The following is a 16,427-nucleotide window of genomic DNA, read 5'->3' as shown; positions in this document are numbered from 1 at the left end:
CGCCCGTAGCAGCGCGCCGGTATGCCCGACGTGCCTCGTTAGCCCCCCCTTCCGTACCCGTGAGCGCAGTCTATGGACGCCGTCCGTCTTAAAGGTGTTCGCACCCATAACCTCAAGCACATCAGCTGTACCATCCCGCATAACTGCCTCACCGTGGTCACCGGGGTGAGCGGTTCGGGGAAGAGTAGTCTGGCCTTTGACACCCTCTACGCCGAGGGGCAACGCCGCTACACCGAGTCGCTCTCGACCTACGCGCGTCAGTTCTTGCAGCGGCTGCCGCGGCCGCCCATTGACGCCATCAGCAATGTGCCGCCGGCCATCGCGCTGCGTCAGAAAAACGAGGTCAGCAACGCCCGCTCCACCGTGGGAACCGTCACCGAGATCGATGATCACCTCCACCTGATTTACACCCACGTCGGCGTGACCAGCTGCCCGGATTGCGGCGTGGAGGTCAGCCGGGACAACCCGGCCGAAGTGGTCGACCGTCTGCTCAACGAGCTGGAGGAGGGGACGCGGCTTATTCTGGTGGCGAGCGTCGCGCCCGAAGAGGCATCCCAGCGGGCGCTCCTGCTCGAACACCTCGTGGGGCAGGGCTACCGCCGCCTCTACATCGACCATGAGACGATCGATGTGACCGAGAGCGGGGTAGAGAGCCTGCTCGATATGGAGGCCTTTCCGGTGGTCGTGGACCGGCTTGTGCTGCGTGCCGATGAGCGCATGCGCATCGCTGAGGCCGTCGAGGCCGCGATGGGGCTGGGCCGCGGCCGGGTGGAGATCTTTGAGCACCGCAAGCGCGAGGCGCCCCGGGTCTTTGACCAGGCGTTTCGCTGCAACAGCTGCGGCCGCGACATGGTCGAGCCCCAGCCGGCGCTCTTTAGCTTCAACAGCTCGGTGGGTGCCTGCCCGACCTGCACCGGATTCGGAAAAACGATGGGCGTGGATTACGCCCGCGTCATCCCCAACCCCCGGGTGACCCTGGAAGATGGAGCGGTGGCCTGTTTTCAGACCCCGAAGTACCGCGTCCAGCATAAAAAGATGATGGAAGCCTGCCGCGACGCGGGCATTCCCATCGATATCCCTTATGGCGATCTGGCCGAGGAGCATCGGCGCTTTGTGCGCTTTGGGGGCAAGGGCTACCCGGGCATCGCGAAGTTCTTCAAAGCTCTGCAGAAGAAGCAGCACCGCACCGACGTGCGCATCATGCTCGCGAGATACCGCGGCTACGACACCTGTGAGGACTGCGAGGGCACGCGCCTTCACCCCGACGCGCGCAACGTGCGCTTTGCCGGTCGCCTCATCAGCGATTTTTGGGAGATGCGCATTGAGCAGGCGCTGGCCTTCTTTGATGTGATGGAGCTCGCTCCCCATGTACGCGCACGCATTGAGCCTTTGCTGGCCGAGATCACCCACCGCCTGCTTTATTTGCATGAGGTGGGGCTGGGCTACCTGGAGCTCGGCCGGCAGTCGCGCACCTTGAGCGGCGGGGAGATGCAGCGCATTCACCTGACCTCAAGCCTGGGGCGCGCGCTCACCGACACGCTCTACGTGCTCGATGAGCCCACGGCCGGGTTGCACGCCCGCGATTCCGAGAAGTTGCTGGAGGTGCTCCGTGGCCTGCGCGACCTGGGCAACACCGTGGTCGTGGTCGAACACGACCCGGAGATCATCCTGGGCGCGGATCACGTGCTCGAAATTGGCCCGGTGGGCGGGGAGGGCGGCGGAGAGCTGACCTACGAGGGCCCGCTCTCCGGCTTTGATCTCGATGAGCGCGTGGACTTCTCGACCTGTGAAGCCATGGTGCCGCAGACCACCGCTGACATCCCCGGCTTTGTGCGCATTGTCGGTGCACGCCATCACAACCTCAAAGACCTCACCGTCGATATCCCCCACGAACGCATCACGGCCATCACAGGCGTGAGCGGCTCCGGCAAGAGCACCCTGATGGAAGACGTGCTCTTTAACGGCTGGCGGCGGCTGCGAGGGCAAGGCGGGGTAGAAGCCGGCCACTTCGACGCCCTGGAGGGGCTGGAGCGCTTCGCCGATGTGGAGATGATGGATCAGTCGGCCATCGGCCGCTCCTCGCGCTCCAACGCCATGAGTTACACCAAGGCCTACGACGACATCCGCAAAATCTTCAGCGGCACCCACGACGCGCGTCGTCTGGGGCTGACCATGGGCGATTTTTCCTTCAACACCTCGGGCGGCCGGTGCGAGATCTGCGAGGGGACCGGCACGGTCACCGTCGAGATGCATTTTATGGCCGATGTGGATGTGCCCTGTGATGACTGCGGCGGCAAACGTTTTGGCCCCAAAGTTCTCGGTGTGCGTTACCGGGGCAAAACCATCGACCAGATCTTTGAGATGACCGTGCTCGAAGCGGTCGACTTCTTCGAGGGCCACGCCGCGCTTCAGCGCAAGCTCAGGCCGCTTCTGGAGGTCGGGCTGGGGTATCTTCGCCTGGGCCAGACCACGGCCACCTACTCCGGCGGGGAGGCCCAGCGCCTGAAGCTCGCGACCTACATCGCCGATGGTCGAAAGCGTGGAGAGACCGACCCGGTACTCTTTATCTTCGATGAGCCTACCGTGGGTCTGCACCTCAAAGATGTGGCGGTGCTGCTGGTGGCGCTTCGCAAGCTCGTGGAGCTCGGCCACACCGTGATTGCGGTGGAGCATAACATCGACTTCATCGCCCGCTGCGACCATGTCGTCGACTTAGGCCCGGAAGCCGGCCCTCGCGGCGGGGAGCTCGTCGCCAGTGGCAGCCCCCGGGAGGTCGCCGGGGTCGAGAAGAGCGTGACCGGCCGCTACCTGCGTGAGCTTTTTAAAGGGATCGGCAAGAAGGCGGGCTGAGCGAGGAGTCTGGCGAGCGTCCCGAGTATGTGCGCGTGTGATGGTGGTTAGCTTCCCCCCTGAGCACGGTCACTTACGTCTTTGACGGCTCCGGTAGGGGCGTCCGGAGTCCGGGAGGTTCGCGATGTCGGTACTTCGGGTCATCTTTGCGGTTTTGCTTCCCCCGCTGGGCGTCTTTTTGACGGTCGGGCTGGGAGGCGCGTTCTGGATCAACATCCTGCTGACGCTGCTGGGCTATATCCCGGGCATCATTCACGCGATCTGGGTCATCGCCAAAGCCGACACCTGACGCGGTCCACACAAAAAAGCCGCCCCTTCTGAGCGAAGGAGGCGGCTTTTGAGTTCTCGGTGGTGCGTGTTCGGTGGTTCAGTTACGCAGCCAGTTATCATCCAGCCGCCCGATGAGCCGGGCGTTGGAGTAGGCCTGATCGAGGGTCAGGCAGGTGGCCACGCGGTAGTAGCCTTCGCGACGCTCCACCACCGCGGCCAGGTCCGCCTCCGAGGGCTGTCGCAGGCAGAGGGGCAAGAGGAGCTGAATGCGCCCGCGGTGAAACTGCGGCACGGCGATGCGGTAGTTGCGTCGCACACGCGCCAGCGCGTTCTCAAAGCCACCGGTGAGCAGCGTCTGAAGCTGGAAGTCACCCATGCCATCGAACTCTTCGGGGAGGCGCTCGCGGTTCTCGGCGATGATATGTTCAATATTCTTGCGCACTTCCATGCGCGGGTCGAAGACCACCTCGGTCGGGTCTTCGAAATAGCTGGCGATATCGGGCAGTGTGGGGAAGCGGTTCATGCGCGTATCTCCCTTGCGCACAAATCCCTGAAAGTACCAGGGCTGCCGATCCGGGATCTTGTTGTCGCCGAAGATCGCGTAGATGGGCTCCTGATGCTCGGTCACAAGGCCGGTATCAAAGCATGCGCCGGTGCCGTCATCGGTGGTGATGACTTTGCCTTCCTCCTCAATACGATTGAAGGTGTGAATGATGTAGGAGTAGAGGATGGGACGCGGGAAATCGCTGTCGGTGAAGCGGTACTCCCAATCTTCGGGCTCGGCCAGGTCCTCAAGTTCCGCCAGGTGGTCGGGAAAGTCGGGCAGAAAGGCAAATTGTTTGAGGGGAGGGAGAGTTGCGTCGTACATGCACGATCCGGGGAAGGGTAGGGGGGAGGGGACGCACTGAGGTTGCCCCCCGGCCAGCGCGCCGGTTTACGGTGGAATCAGAATCACTTCCGGCCCCGCGGCTCAGGTCCTGAGCCGGGAAGCTCGGGTGGCGAGGAACTCTCGGGGCCAGCGCGCTTCTTGTCAAGCAAAGCTCACAACGCAATCGGGCGCTCCCTGTGTGGGAGCGCCCGATTGCGTTTAGTAGGTGTCGATGAGCGCGTTGTTCATCATCACAAAACGTTGATGGGGGGTCAGCGTGGTCTGGAGACCTCCCTGGCTGAAGGAGGTCCAGAACATGGTGTTGTCCGCGCCGTTGTTTCGACACTCCTCCGGACTGACGAGCTCATCGCCGTCGAGATCACGGCTGGACGGGCATTGGGGCGTGTCATCGAGAGGATCATGCGACGAGCCATCACGTTCGGTGGTGTGGAAGAGCCCCAGGTAATGGCCGGCCTCATGGGCCACGGTCTCTCCAAAGATCTGGGGGGAGTAATTCAGGTAGGCGAGCGCGATGGCAGCGCCGGCGCGCGTGATGCCCGGGCGAGTGGGGGCACCGGGGAGGCCGCAGGAGATTCCGAGAATCCCCATGTCCGGGGCGTCATCGATCATAAAGAGGTTGATGCCCGAGAGGTTGGCCTCGGTGGCCACCTGACGGATGCCCTGGCAAAGCACGACTTCATCCTGGGGGACGGCGAGTTGGCGCCCCAGGGTGCCTTCGACATCGCGGTAGCGCACCGGGCCCAGCGCGATGCCGATGTCGGCGTAGATCTGACGAAAGACCTCCAGGCCTTGCTGGAACTCGGCGCTTCGCTGGGCCTGGGCCGCATCCATGTAGTCCTGCTCGGTAAACCAGAAGGTCACCGGCAGACTGCCGCCCTGGGGGCTGACCGGGCCGCGCTTGATCAACGCGTGAACCTTCACCCGGGAGGCGTTCTCGGAGACCAGGCGGACCGTATAGGTTCCCGGGCTCAGCGAGTACTGCGGGGAGTTCGGCAGCAGGATGCCCATCTGGCCGCCGCTGGTGACGGGGTAGACGTGCATCAAGGACTCGTCGGAGCGCTCAATGTCGTAGAGCAGGGTGTTCTGCGGGGTGGCCACCTTCCAGATATAGGCCGAGGCGGCAGGGTCCATCATCTCGACAATCAGCGAGACCGAGCGTACGTCGCCTCCTACATCGAAGGAGGAGTCCCACACATCCTGGGAGCTGGCCTGGAAGTCGGTCAGCGTCAGAAACTCGATCGACGAGGCCCCCTGGCTGCTTACGCACTGGCCGGTCGCATTGCAGACCCGTCCTTCGGTGCACTCGGCGTTGGAGTTGCAGTTGCGGCGGCCGTCGCGCGAGCCGCAGTCACTGCAGTCGGTGCCATAGGTGCAGACGTCGTATGCGGCGCCGGGGCCGCCGTCGTCGCATTCGCCGTCGTTGGCGTACTGACAGCTGTCAGAGCACACAGGCTCGGGCTCGGGCTCCGGTTCGGGGTCCGGCTCGTTGATGGCCGGTCGCGAGCCGCAGTCGGCGCAGTCGGTGCCGTAGGCGCAGCCATCAAAGAGGGCGCCGGTGCCGCCGTCGTCGCATTCACCGTCGCGGGCGCTGGCGCAGGTGTTGGTGCAGACCATGGCCGGCTCTTCTCCGGTGTCGGGTCGGCCGGAGGCGTCGTCATCACCGGTGTCGGTTTCGGTGGGGTCGGGATCGTCATCGATGATGATCAGCGGCTGCTCCTCGGCGGGCTCCTGAGGCACGCAGGCGCTCAGTGAGGCGGCCGAGGTCAGGGCAAGTAGCGCGATGAGTCTGGGGAGGTAGGCGCGATTCATCGGGGGGCCTCGCTCGTGCCGGCGGTGTCGAGGATACGCTTGATCTCAGCCTGCAAATCAGTCTCGGGCTCTTCACTCAGGTGGGCCTGAAGCAGCTCCAGCGAGCGCTCACTGCCGGTGAGCTCCAGCGCGGCGATGGCCGAGGCGCGGGTGTGGTAGTCGGGGTGCGTCAGAGCAAACCCGAGCAGCTCCAGGCCCTCGTCGCCAAAGGCGCTTCCGTAGGCCCGTACCGCCACGCGGCGCGCCTGGTCGGTGCTCTCCGGGCCCCGGATGACCGCCTCATAGGTGCGCGCCACCTCCGGGTGCTCCGGGTAGAAGTGCAGCGCGCGCAGCGCGTGGTGCTGCTGATGCGGGCTGACCTTCTCGGAGCGGTAAAGCGCGATGAGCACCGGCACCACCTCCTCAGCCGGGCCTACCCGGTGAAGGTCTTCAAGGGTGGGGACGTACTCGTAGCCTCCAAAAAGCGCGCGGAGCTCGGCGTGCACGTTGCGTGGCTCGGACTTCTCCAGGGCGGCCTGGCCGGGCTCTTCGCTGGCCGGCGCATTGGCGGTGGCCTGGTCGGGGCGCGTCTGCGAGTCCTGACACGCCGGAAACGCGAGAGCCAGCATGAGGAGAAGGGTAGGGGGAGAAAGGCGCCGAGACATGGTGTACCTCATGAGTCGGGATTCAGACCCGACGATAAATCAGCGTATCAACGATGAGCAGGTTCGGGCTCAGATTCTGCGGGGCGCTGGCAACGCCAGCGCGGCCGAAAGACTAGCGGATGGCCGCGCCGGCTAAAAGGGCGCAGGTGTGATTTCTCAGGCCAGGCGTCGGTCAGTCGTCAAAGATCGCCGAGCGCAACGCCGCCAGATAACGCATGTTCTGGTCTTCACGCTTCTCACTCAACGAGCTCGCCCCGGACGCACTGAGGGTCTTGAGCAGCTTGAGCGGAATCTCATCGAGGAAGCGGCTGGGCTCGCGCTCTTCTTTCTGGCCGAAGCGGGTGCGTTCATACGCCGAGGTCAGGTAGAGCACCTCTTTGGCGCGGGTGAGTCCGACGTAGGCCAGACGGCGCTCCTCGGCGATGCCATCCTCGCTGGTTTTGCTGCGCTCGTGGGGCATGTAGCCCTCTTCCAGCCCCACAAAAAAGACGACCTTGAACTCCAGACCTTTGGAGGAGTGAAGGGTCATCATCTTGACCCCGCGCGCCTTCTCCTCCTCCCCGTTGTCGTAGGTGCGGTCCAGCGAGATGCGGTTGAGATACCCTTCCAGGGTGCCCCCTTCGCGCTCCTCGAAGGTGGCGATGGAGCCCAGGAGGTCTTCGAGGTTGTCGACGCGGCGGCGAGCGATCTTGGGGTTTTTCTCGATGTTGCGCACATGCTCGATGAGTTTGGTGCGTTTGAGAAAGGCGCGGCCGACCTCGGTGAGCGAGGTGCCTTCTTTTTCGGCCTCGCGGAAGCGGGCGCGGTAGGTTTTGAGCATCTGCACAAGCTCGCTCAAATGCGAGGCGCTGCTCGGGCCGATGCCATGCACCAGATCCGGATCGCCGGCGACCTCTTCGAGCGCCCGGGCAAAGCCCCACTCGCGCTCGTGGGCCAGGTCGCTGATACGCTCCAGCAGGGTGGGGCCGATGCCCCGCGGCGGTACGTTGACGATGCGCCGCACGTTGATCTCGTCGTTGGGGTTGAGCGCCGCCTTCAGGTAGCCCAGAAAGTCTTTGACCTCCTTGCGGTCAAAGAACTCCGTGCCTCCCACCAGCGTGTAGGGAATGCGAAAGCCTCGCAGGGCTTCTTCAAAGAGGCGAGCCTGGGGATTGACGCGGTAGAGGATGGCAAAGTCGTCGTACTCAAGGCCCAGGTTGAGTTTGACGCGCTCAATCTCGGCGGCCACAAACTCGGCTTCCTCCCGCTCATGGGCACATTCCACATAGAGAATGGGCTCTCCGTCGCCGTTGGCGCTCCACAGCGCCTTCTCTTTGCGCACGGAGTTGTTGGCGATGAGCTCGTTGGCCGCCTTGAGGATGGTGTTGGTGGAGCGGTAGTTCTGCTCAAGCTTGATGACCCGGCACTTATTGAACTGGTACTCGAACTCCAGAATGTTCTCGGCGACCGCCCCGCGAAACCCGTAGATGGACTGGTCGTCGTCGCCCACCACCACGATGTTCTGGTGGTCGCGCACAAGCTCATCGAGAAAGAGGAGCTGGGTGTGGTTGGTGTCCTGGTACTCGTCGACCATCACGAAATGAAAACGTTGCGACCATTTTAGCCGCGTCTCCTCGCTGGCCTGAAAGACACGGACCGGCAGACAGATCAGGTCATCGAAGTCCACCGCGTTTAAGCCCCGGAGCGCGCTCTGGTAGCGGTGGAAGATGCGCTGCGCGAAGGGCAAAAGCGGGTTGGTGCGCAGCTCTTCGACCTCTTCCGGATCGCTAAACGCCATCTTCGCCCGGCTGATCAGCGCCAGCACGTTGCGCGGGTCGACCATTTTCGGATCGAGCTGAAGCTCGGCCATCGCGTCTTTGACCACGGCGAGCTGGTCGCCCTGGTCGAGGATGGTAAAGGGTTTTTTGTAGCCGATGACGTCGATGTCCTGGCGCAGGATATCGGCGCCCAGGCTGTGAAAGGTCGACAGGTAGATCTCCCGGGCGCCCGGGCCCACCAGGTGGGCGACGCGCTCCTGCATCTCCTGGGCGGCCTTGTTGGTAAAGCTCACCGCCAGGATGTGACCCGGGGCGATACCCTGCTGCAGCAAATACCCGATGCGGTGAATGATCACCCGGGTTTTGCCACTGCCCGCGCCGGCCAGAATGAGCAGCGGACCGCCGATATGCTCGACGGCCTGACGTTGTTGGGGGTTGAGAAGGTGGAGTTGCAGATCCATGATTCGGCTCACTTCAAAGGCGCACGTCGTGTCTGGCGGCAAGCTAAGTCAGCGCGGGGTTTTTTGTCCAACGTTCCCACAACTTTCGGCCAGGGGCGGACTTTCTGTGCGTTGCGAGTGGCCATCCAGGTCGCGAGACGCGCAGGTCAGGGGGCTGAGTTGACGATCTGGGTAGCGAGAACGCGAGGTCAGCGGGCCGAGTTGGCGATCTGGGTAGCGAGAAGCCGAGGTAAGGGGGCCGAGTCGGGGTTCTCGGGTGGTGAGAAGCCGAGGTAAGGGGGCCGAGTTGACGATCTGGGTAGCGAGAAGCCGAGGTCAGGAGGCTGAGTCGGGGTTCTCGGGTGGTGAGAGGCGCAGGTAAGGGGGCTGAGTTGGCGATCTGGGTAGCGAGAAGCCGAGGTAAGGGGACTGAGTTGGCGATCTGGGTAGCGAGAAGCCGAGGTCAGGGGGCTGAGTCGGGGTTCTCGGGTGGTGAGAGGCGCAGGTAAGGGGGCCGAGTTGGCGATCTGGGTAGCGAGAAGCCGAGGTCAGGGGGCTGAGTCGGGGTTCTCGGGTGGTGAGAGGCGCAGGTAAGGGGGCTGAGTTGGCGATCTGGGTAGCGAGAAGCCGAGGTCAGGCCCCTTATACTTAGAGTACTTAGAGGGTGGGGTTGGCCGAGTGGAGCCGGGCGACGTAGCCGGGAAGCGGTGCGCTTGTAGAAATGCCTGCGATTCCTTATAGGTTGGCCTGCTGGCCACCTGCGAAATCCTTGCGCGCCGGCGTCTGAACCGCCCCCTTTACGGAACGAGAGCACCCGATGTTAAAAAATCCCAAACGCTACGACGCGATTGTTATTGGCGGCGGTCACGCCGGCTCGGAGGCGGCGCACGCGCTGGCCAAACGCGGCCATGCCACGCTGCTGATCACGATGAACGTGGACACCATCGGGCAGATGAGCTGCAACCCGGCCATCGGCGGGGTGGCCAAGGGGCATCTGGCCCGGGAGGTCGATGCGCTGGGCGGAATTATGGGGGAGATCGCAGACGCGTCGGCGATTCATTACAAGCGGCTCAATACGAGCAAGGGGCCTGCTGTGCGCTCCAGCCGTGCGCAATGCGATATGGCGGCCTACCGCAAGCATATGCAGTGGAAGTTGATGAACACCGAGAACCTCGATATCAAGCAGGGCAGCGTTGAGGACCTTCAGGTGGTCGACGAGGGGGGCCGTCCGCGGGTGACCGGGGTGATCTCGAAGCTCAACGTGCTCTATGAAGCCGAGGCGGTCATCGTGACCACGGGCACCTTCCTCAAGGGGTTGTGCCATGTGGGCCTTGATAACTTTAAGGCGGGGCGCGCCGGCGATCAGGCCGCCTACGGGCTGAGCGAGACGCTGGGGCATCTCAACCTGGAGATGGGGCGGCTTAAAACCGGCACCTGCCCGCGCCTGGACGCCCGCACCATCGACTGGGCCTCGCTGGAGAAGCAGCCCGGCGATGCGGTGCCGCGACGTTTTAGCTTCTACCACGAGCGCGAGATGATGGAGCAGGTCGACTGCTACATCACCCAGACCAACGCCGAGACCCACCGGGTGATTGAGGCGGCCATCGACCGCTCTCCGCTCTTCACCGGGGTGATCGAAGGGGTGGGGCCGCGCTACTGCCCGAGCCTGGAAGACAAGGTGGTGCGTTTTGCCGACAAAACCTCCCACCAGGTGTTCCTGGAGCCGCAGGGCCTCGATACGGTCGAGGTCTACCCCAACGGGCTCTCCACCAGCCTGCCGCTCGATGTGCAGATGGCCTTCTTGAAGACAGTGCCGGGCCTGGAGCGCGCCGAGATCGTGCGCCCGGGCTACGCGGTGGAGTACGACTTTGTGAACCCGGTGCAGCTCGACCACACCCTGGAGCTGCGCGCGGTTGAGGGGCTCTTTTTGGCCGGGCAGATCAACGGAACCTCGGGCTATGAGGAGGCGGCCGCCCAGGGTCTGATGGCGGCGATCAACGCCTCGCGCAAGCTGCGCGGCGAAGGGCCCTTTGTGCTGGGTCGGGACGAGGCGTACATCGGGGTGCTGATCGACGATCTGGTCACCCGCGGGGTCGACGAGCCCTACCGGATGTTTACGAGCCGCGCGGAGTATCGCCTGCTTCTTCGGGAGGATAATGCAGACCTGCGTCTCTCGGGCCACGCCCGCGATCTGGGGCTTCTGGACGACGCGGCCTGGGCGAAGTTCTGCGCCAAACGCGACGCGATGGAGGCCAGCCTGGAGGGGATGAAGCGGCAGATGGTGGGCGCCTCGGCCGAGAACCAGCGCCTGGCCTCGGAGGTGGGCATCGGGAGTCTCGGAAACGGCGCGACGCTCGAAGAGTTGTTGCGTCGCCCCGACGTGACCCTGGAGATGGTCCAGCGCTTAAGCGCGCAGCTCGTCCCGCAGCTCACCGTCGAGCTGGAGCGCCTGGATGATATCGCCAGCGAGGCGCTTGAGATTCAGGTCAAATACCAGGGCTACATCGATCGCCAGCTCGAACAGGTCGCCCGCCATCGCGAGCTCGAGTCGCAGGAGCTGCCGGCGGAGCTCGATTACGAGGCGGTGCACGGGCTCTCCACCGAGGTGCGCGAGAAGCTCACCCAGGTGCGTCCGCGCAGTGTCGGGCAGGCCTCGCGCATCATCGGGGTGACCCCGGCGGCGATCTCCGCCTTGCTCGTGCACCTGCGCGCAGCGAGCTGAGGTCGACCCAAAGCTAAGTGAGCTTAAACAAAACGCCCCGGCACGAGAGTGCCGGGGCGTTTTGTGTTTCAAATCATTAAAACGCGTTCACGCCCCTCTGCCAGAAGAGCGCGACGCGGAGGTCTTTAGCGACGCTGTGCCCGGGCGCGACGGTAGTCGGGGGCGTCGACGTGAACGAAGTCGGCCATCTCATGAAGTCGGCTAAAGACCCGATCGCCCACACGCTCGGAGAGCGTCGCGGCGGTGGCCATCTTCCGAAAGTCGGGGCTTCCCACATCAAGGGTGTTCGAGGTGCTCTCGCGCACATCGTAGTTGGTCGTAAAGAGGGTGGTCAGCCCGGCGTTGTAGCGCTTGGAGATGATCTCGTCGATGATCGAGAGTTGCCACTCGGTGTTGCGCCCCTTGCCCAGCTCGTCGATGGCCAACACGGGGACTTCGGACAAGGGCCCCAGGATGCTGGTTTCACCGCGGCCCTGGTCGAAGCCCTCTTTGATGGCGCTCAAGAGGTGGGTGAACTCGATAAAGCGCGCGTTGATGCCTTTCTCCAGGGTGAGGTGGCGGATGGTGCCGGCAAGAAGGTGGGTTTTGCCGGTGCCGACGCTGCCGTGGAGCAGATATCCGCGCTCGCCAGGGGAGAAGTTTTTGGCCCAGTGAAAGAGCCGCAGGCGCACCCGGGGGAGGTTTCCGATGGCGTCGCCGGCACCCGCATCACCCTGGCGAGGACGATGCGTTTTAAAGCCTTCCAGGGTGGCCCGGCGGTGGAGGTAGGGAACGCGCGCGTCGTTGAAGGCCTGGATACGCCGCTTGAGCGCCCCACAGACCGTGCACTGGCGCGCGACCTCGTAGCCCTTCTCGTTGACCTCGTAGGTGTACTCCTGGCCCTGGCAGGCCGGGCAGACCCCGAAGCAATCCGTACAGATCTCGGCGAACGCCACTTCGCCGCGGGCACCAATGGTGTAGCGGGCGCGGTCGCATGCGGGGCAGGCGGCGGTGTAATCGTCGAGGTACTGGATCATGGGGAGGAGGGGGAAGGAGAGGTCTCAAGCATCGGGGTCATCAGCGCAAAGATGCGGCGCTCTTCAGCGCGCATTTCGGCTTCTTCCTCCGGCTCAGCGTGGTCGTGGCCGATGAGGTGAAGGAGGCCGTGTACGAAGAGAAAGGCAACCTCATCGACCAGGGTCCAGCGAAGCTCCTGCGGCTCGACACCGGCGGCTTCGGCCAGTCGTCGGCGGTGCTCTTCCGAGGCTACCAGACGCTCGGCGTAAGGAAGGCTGATGATGATATCCCCCAGGGCCAGCGGGTCCTCCGGGAGCTCATCGGCTTCATAGAGGGGAAAGGAGAGCACGTCGGTGGCGTGGTCTTCGCCTCGCCACTGGCGGTTGAGCTGGCGGATTTCCTCATCATCGGTGAGCACCACCGAGAGTTCGGGGTCACGAAGTTCCAAGGCGCGGTAGGTCGTCGCGAGGGCGCGAGTTATCGTCTGAGCGATCGCCTCGGCCTGGGGATGATCCTGTGCGCTTCCCATGGTCATGATTTCGACGGGCATCGTCGTCCTTTCCGTCCTGAGGCCGGGCGTCATCGTCGATCTCCCAGGCCTCGGAGCTAGCGTCAGCGGCCGGCGTCGGTGTTTTACTACGATCGGCCGGTCGGGCTTCGGTGGGGCGAGTGGTGCGGGTTTTACGACCGCGTTCGCCGGTGTCGGTGGATTTGTCGCTCTCGCGCTTGTTGCCGCCCGGATACTCGGGGCGGTGATGGTAGATTCCGGTAAGAATACGGGTGAACGCACGCGCGATCTTGTTGAGGTCCTGCAGCGTCAGGTCACATTCGTCAAGCTGCCCGTCGGTAAACGCCTTGTTGATCATCGTCTGCACAAGGCCTTTGAGACGCGCCGGGCTGGGGTTGGGCATGGCGCGACTGGCCGCCTCAATCCCGTCAGCGAGCAGGCAGATGGCCGTCTCGCGGCTCTGAGGGCGCGGTCCGGGATAGCGGAAATCCTTCTCATCGACTTCGGGGATATCCGGATCTTCGGCCTGCTTGGCCTTGTGGTAGAAGTAGGCGATGAGGCTGGTGCCGTGGTGCTGGACGATGAAGTCCTGAATCTCGACCGGCAGGCGATGCTGGCGAGCCATGTCGAGGCCGTCTTTGACGTGGGCCTTGATGATCAGCGCGCTCATATTGGGCTTGAGCTTATCGTGAGGGTTTTCGCCCAGTTTCTGGTTCTCGGCAAAGTACTGCGGATTCTTGGCCTTCCCGATGTCGTGGTAGGAGGCCCCCACACGGCAGAGCAGGGAGTTGGCGCCGATCTCTTCGGCAGCCGCCTCACAGAGCGATCCGACCATCATGCTGTGGTGGTAGGAGCCCGGCGCGCGAAGCACCAGCTCGCGCAGGAGCGGGTGGTTGAGGTTGGCCAGCTCCAGCAATTTGATGTCGGTGGTGTAGCCAAAGACCGCCTCGAAGAGCGGGAGCACCGCCGAGATGAAGAAGCCCGAGGCCACACCGCCGGCACATCCCAGCACGATATGCGAGATGGCCGAGACCTGCAGCAGTTCGCCCTGAAGGAGCAGGAAGGCGATGATGGCCGAAGCGTTCACCACACCCACCGCCAGCCCTGACCACATCAGGGCCATGCGGTGCTTGACCTGCTGCACGGTGGTCACCCCCACCAGGGTGCCCATGGCGGTAAAGGCCGCAAAGAAGAGGGAGTTGTCGGCGATGACGCCGACCAGGACGCTGAACAAAAGCGTGAAGATCACGGCGTGCTCGCTGTCGAGCACCAGGCGAATGAGCATGCCGCCGGCGGCCACCGGAAGGGCAAAATACCAGGCAGCAGCCGGAATCGCCGCGATCTGCTCGGCAAGCGCCGCGCTGAGCGCAACACCCACGCGCGTGATCAGGAGCATAACCAGCAGGGTGGTGCCCATAAATACGATATCGCGCGGCTGCGGGCGAAACTTGCGGATGTTACGTCGGCCGAACCCGTAAAATACCAGGAGCAGAAGCAAGCTGAAGATGGCCACGCCCGTGAGCACCTGCGTGGCCTGGAAGGAGTCGTCCCCTTCGAGCATCTCCTGAACGATGCGGTAATGACGCTCGGTGATGATGTGGCCGCGATCGATCAGGATCTGCCCGCGCCGAAACTCCTCGCTGATGACCTGATCCGCCACCGAGTCGCGGGCTGCCCGACGCTTCTCCAGCGTTTTGGCTTCGTTGTAGGAGGTGTTGGGCCGGACCAGAGCCGAAGCCGTCGTCAAAATAGCCTGGCGAAGCTCAGAATTGCTGATGCCGATCAGATCTCGCCGGGCGGCCTCCTCGACCTGCCGGGGGATGGCTTCCAGGCCGATAAAGCGACCATCGAGATCGGTGACGTGGTACTCGAGGATGAACTGTTCGCCACGAAGGCGACGCAGGTAAACGCCGTTATCCCGCTCCCTCTCAATGCGCAGCGGATTGTTTACGATCCAGCGCGACATCACCTCAGCGATGACGGCGGCGATGGCGTTCTCCGCATCAAGGAGGAAGCCCTGCCGGGCGAGAACCTCAAAGTCCTGCTCCGGAACGCGGGTGTTGAGGTGCGTTTCGAAGTGTTCGTCGCGGGCCTCGAAGGCTGCGCGGACGCGCTCGGAGGTCGAGAGGGTGCCGATCAGGCGACGCTCCAGGAGTGCCGGTGTTGAGGCGCTGCTCTGAAGCTGCTCAAGGCGACTGGGATCCTCACGGAGAAGGCGGGCACGGGCGACATCGGCCAGATGCGCGCGCGTCTCACGGAACGCCGTGCTGACCTGGTCGCGTAACGCGTCGCCCAGGCCTTCCTGCCAGTCGAAGACCGAGGGGACGGCCAGGGCCACCTCGTCACGAAGGCGCTCGGAGGCGGCGACGTCACGCTCCACAAAAGGAAAGTCACGCGTGGCCTGCACGGTGACCGGAGCCACCTGGCCGATCATATCTTCGGTGATGCTGCGGTCGCGGCTTTCCATGCCGCCGCTCATGATCGCGACAACGGCCGCCACAAAGATGGCAAAGGCGCCATACTGGAAGAGGGCGTTGTCGAAGAGTTTTCGCAACCGCTTTTCCCGAAGCGCGCGTGATGCCGGCGTCATAAACGACCGGGTTTGTCGACGTGACTCTTGGGCCATGATGGCTTCGTGATGGAGTAAGGTGAGGTGGTGAGCGGATGAATCGCCCCTCAGCATGCAGCCCACAGGCGGCTGGCGCAAGCGCGGGCGCTTGCCAGAGAACCCCTCGAGCGCAGATAACATGGGGGCATGTGCGTGAATTTCCCGCACCGAGCTTCGCGGCTCCGGGAACAAGTATGACATCGGGCGTGCTGTGTAAGCAGGCGTTCCCCGGACACGGGGCCGCGTCGGCGCTCGCGCGTTACGGCTTCGTTGTTGCCGGTCGTCGCGTGGGGCGGGTTTACCCCTTTATTCGTCATGCTCGCCATCGTGGCGGGCGGTTGACCCTCATTGAGGATGATGATGCGAATCTCTCTGGCAATGAGCGCGGCGGCGCTCACCCTTGTAGGCAGCGTGTGGTTGACGGGCTGTGAGTCGCAGCAAGCGGCGCCGCACTCGCCGGAACCCCTGGCCGGGGCGGCTGCGCAGGCGTCACCGGGCTCGCGGGCGCGGGCGTCCAACTACCGGGTGGAGTCTCCCTCCGAGGCGATCGTCGCCGGCGCCTCCACGGAGGTGGCCCTGGCGGTGGTGCCCGGCGCAAACCTCAAGATCAACCTGGAGTACCCCTGGAAGATCACGTTTGAAGAGGTTGAAGGTTTACAGCTTGGGACCACAGTTCTGAACCGCGAAGCGTTGCAGCTCAGCGAGGCTCGCGCCACGATTCCGCTGGAGGTTAGCGCCGAGCAACCCGGCGACTACACGCTCAACGCGGTGGGGAACTTCAGCGTGTGCAACGATGACCGATGTGACATCCTGCGTGACGAAGCGCTTCAATTTACTGTGAAGGTCCAGCAGGCCGACCAGGCCTCCTGACGCCGAGGTTCAGGGCGGCAGGGGCGGGTGGACGAGGGGCCAGATTATTGATCTGAGGCAAAGG

General features: G+C 63.8%; 11 protein-coding genes. 4 read left to right on the top strand and 7 right to left on the bottom strand.

Translation table 11 applies throughout. The annotated features are described in order from the left end of the window. Positions 1-72 precede the first annotated feature (72 nt). Together uvrA and EA187_RS05320 are read left to right on the top strand one after the other, a co-directional pair. Positions 73-2,850 carry an excinuclease ABC subunit UvrA gene (uvrA, locus tag EA187_RS05325; RefSeq protein ID WP_127779408.1) on the top strand — a complete coding sequence of 926 codons (2,778 nt, stop codon included), beginning with the start codon at positions 73-75 and terminating at the stop codon, positions 2,848-2,850. Between the two features lie 124 nt (positions 2,851-2,974). Continuing rightward, complete coding sequence (locus tag EA187_RS05320) at positions 2,975-3,139, top strand: YqaE/Pmp3 family membrane protein (RefSeq protein ID WP_115602551.1); 165 nt, start codon at positions 2,975-2,977, stop codon at positions 3,137-3,139. Between the two features lie 78 nt (positions 3,140-3,217). Here the strand turns inward: EA187_RS05320 and EA187_RS05315 are convergent, their stop codons facing one another. The 4 genes from EA187_RS05315 to EA187_RS05300 form a co-directional block, all read right to left on the bottom strand. Continuing rightward, positions 3,218-3,988 (bottom strand): DUF3825 domain-containing protein, encoded by a 771-nt coding sequence (locus EA187_RS05315; protein ID WP_115602552.1) that lies wholly within the window; start codon positions 3,986-3,988, stop codon positions 3,218-3,220. Between the two features lie 219 nt (positions 3,989-4,207). Beyond that, positions 4,208-5,818 (bottom strand): zinc metalloprotease, encoded by a 1,611-nt coding sequence (locus EA187_RS05310; RefSeq protein WP_127779407.1) that lies wholly within the window; start codon positions 5,816-5,818, stop codon positions 4,208-4,210. Next, positions 5,815-6,462 (bottom strand): HEAT repeat domain-containing protein, encoded by a 648-nt coding sequence (locus EA187_RS05305; protein WP_127779406.1) that lies wholly within the window; start codon positions 6,460-6,462, stop codon positions 5,815-5,817. Before EA187_RS05305 ends, EA187_RS05310 begins: the two co-directional genes overlap by 4 nt. A 172-nt stretch (positions 6,463-6,634) precedes the next feature. Continuing rightward, entirely contained in the window at positions 6,635-8,680 is a 2,046-nt protein-coding gene (locus EA187_RS05300; RefSeq protein ID WP_127779405.1) for an ATP-dependent helicase, read from the bottom strand. 796 nt (positions 8,681-9,476) lie between these two features. Here EA187_RS05300 and mnmG point away from each other — a divergent pair. Then, a complete protein-coding gene (gene mnmG, locus EA187_RS05295) occupies positions 9,477-11,381 on the top strand; it encodes a tRNA uridine-5-carboxymethylaminomethyl(34) synthesis enzyme MnmG (protein ID WP_127779404.1) in 1,905 nt (634 codons plus the stop codon). A 125-nt stretch (positions 11,382-11,506) separates the two neighbouring features. Here the strand turns inward: mnmG and EA187_RS05290 are convergent, their stop codons facing one another. The 3 genes from EA187_RS05290 to EA187_RS05280 are packed head-to-tail and all read right to left on the bottom strand — an operon-like array spanning position 11,507 to position 15,439. After that, the gene (locus EA187_RS05290; protein ID WP_115602558.1) at positions 11,507-12,397 is read right to left on the bottom strand and encodes an ATP-binding protein; all 891 of its coding nucleotides are present in this window, start codon (positions 12,395-12,397) and stop codon (positions 11,507-11,509) included. Beyond that, complete coding sequence (gene ybeY, locus EA187_RS05285) at positions 12,394-12,825, bottom strand: rRNA maturation RNase YbeY (protein WP_241250164.1); 432 nt, start codon at positions 12,823-12,825, stop codon at positions 12,394-12,396. The genes EA187_RS05290 and ybeY overlap by 4 nt, the downstream gene beginning before the upstream one ends. Next, entirely contained in the window at positions 12,812-15,439 is a 2,628-nt protein-coding gene (locus EA187_RS05280; RefSeq protein WP_164856019.1) for an HD family phosphohydrolase, read from the bottom strand. The genes ybeY and EA187_RS05280 overlap by 14 nt, the downstream gene beginning before the upstream one ends. Positions 15,440-15,850: 411 nt before the next feature. On the opposite strand from EA187_RS05280, the gene EA187_RS05275 reads away from it, so the two are divergent. Continuing rightward, positions 15,851-16,363 carry a hypothetical protein gene (locus tag EA187_RS05275; protein ID WP_127779401.1) on the top strand — a complete coding sequence of 171 codons (513 nt, stop codon included), beginning with the start codon at positions 15,851-15,853 and terminating at the stop codon, positions 16,361-16,363. Positions 16,364-16,427 lie beyond the last annotated feature (64 nt).

The sequence above is a fragment of the Lujinxingia sediminis genome (assembly GCF_004005565.1).
In the GTDB taxonomy this organism is placed as follows: domain Bacteria; phylum Myxococcota_A; class Bradymonadia; order Bradymonadales; family Bradymonadaceae; genus Lujinxingia; species Lujinxingia sediminis.
Note: the sequence above shows the minus strand (reverse complement) of the source record. Positions and strands in the feature narration are given on the sequence as shown.

Excerpts from the sequence above, each read along its gene's own strand:
- EA187_RS05300 (WP_127779405.1), bottom strand. The coding sequence starts at position 8,680 with ATGGATCTGCAACTCCACCTTCTCAACCCCCAACAACGTCAGGCCGTC.
- EA187_RS05310 (WP_127779407.1), bottom strand. The coding sequence starts at position 5,818 with ATGAATCGCGCCTACCTCCCCAGACTCATCGCGCTACTTGCCCTGACC.
- mnmG (WP_127779404.1), top strand. The coding sequence starts at position 9,477 with ATGTTAAAAAATCCCAAACGCTACGACGCGATTGTTATTGGCGGCGGT.
- uvrA (WP_127779408.1), top strand. The coding sequence starts at position 73 with ATGGACGCCGTCCGTCTTAAAGGTGTTCGCACCCATAACCTCAAGCAC.
- EA187_RS05305 (WP_127779406.1), bottom strand. The coding sequence starts at position 6,462 with ATGTCTCGGCGCCTTTCTCCCCCTACCCTTCTCCTCATGCTGGCTCTC.
- EA187_RS05320 (WP_115602551.1), top strand. The coding sequence starts at position 2,975 with ATGTCGGTACTTCGGGTCATCTTTGCGGTTTTGCTTCCCCCGCTGGGC.
- EA187_RS05275 (WP_127779401.1), top strand. The coding sequence starts at position 15,851 with ATGATGCGAATCTCTCTGGCAATGAGCGCGGCGGCGCTCACCCTTGTA.
- EA187_RS05290 (WP_115602558.1), bottom strand. The coding sequence starts at position 12,397 with ATGATCCAGTACCTCGACGATTACACCGCCGCCTGCCCCGCATGCGAC.
- EA187_RS05315 (WP_115602552.1), bottom strand. The coding sequence starts at position 3,988 with ATGTACGACGCAACTCTCCCTCCCCTCAAACAATTTGCCTTTCTGCCC.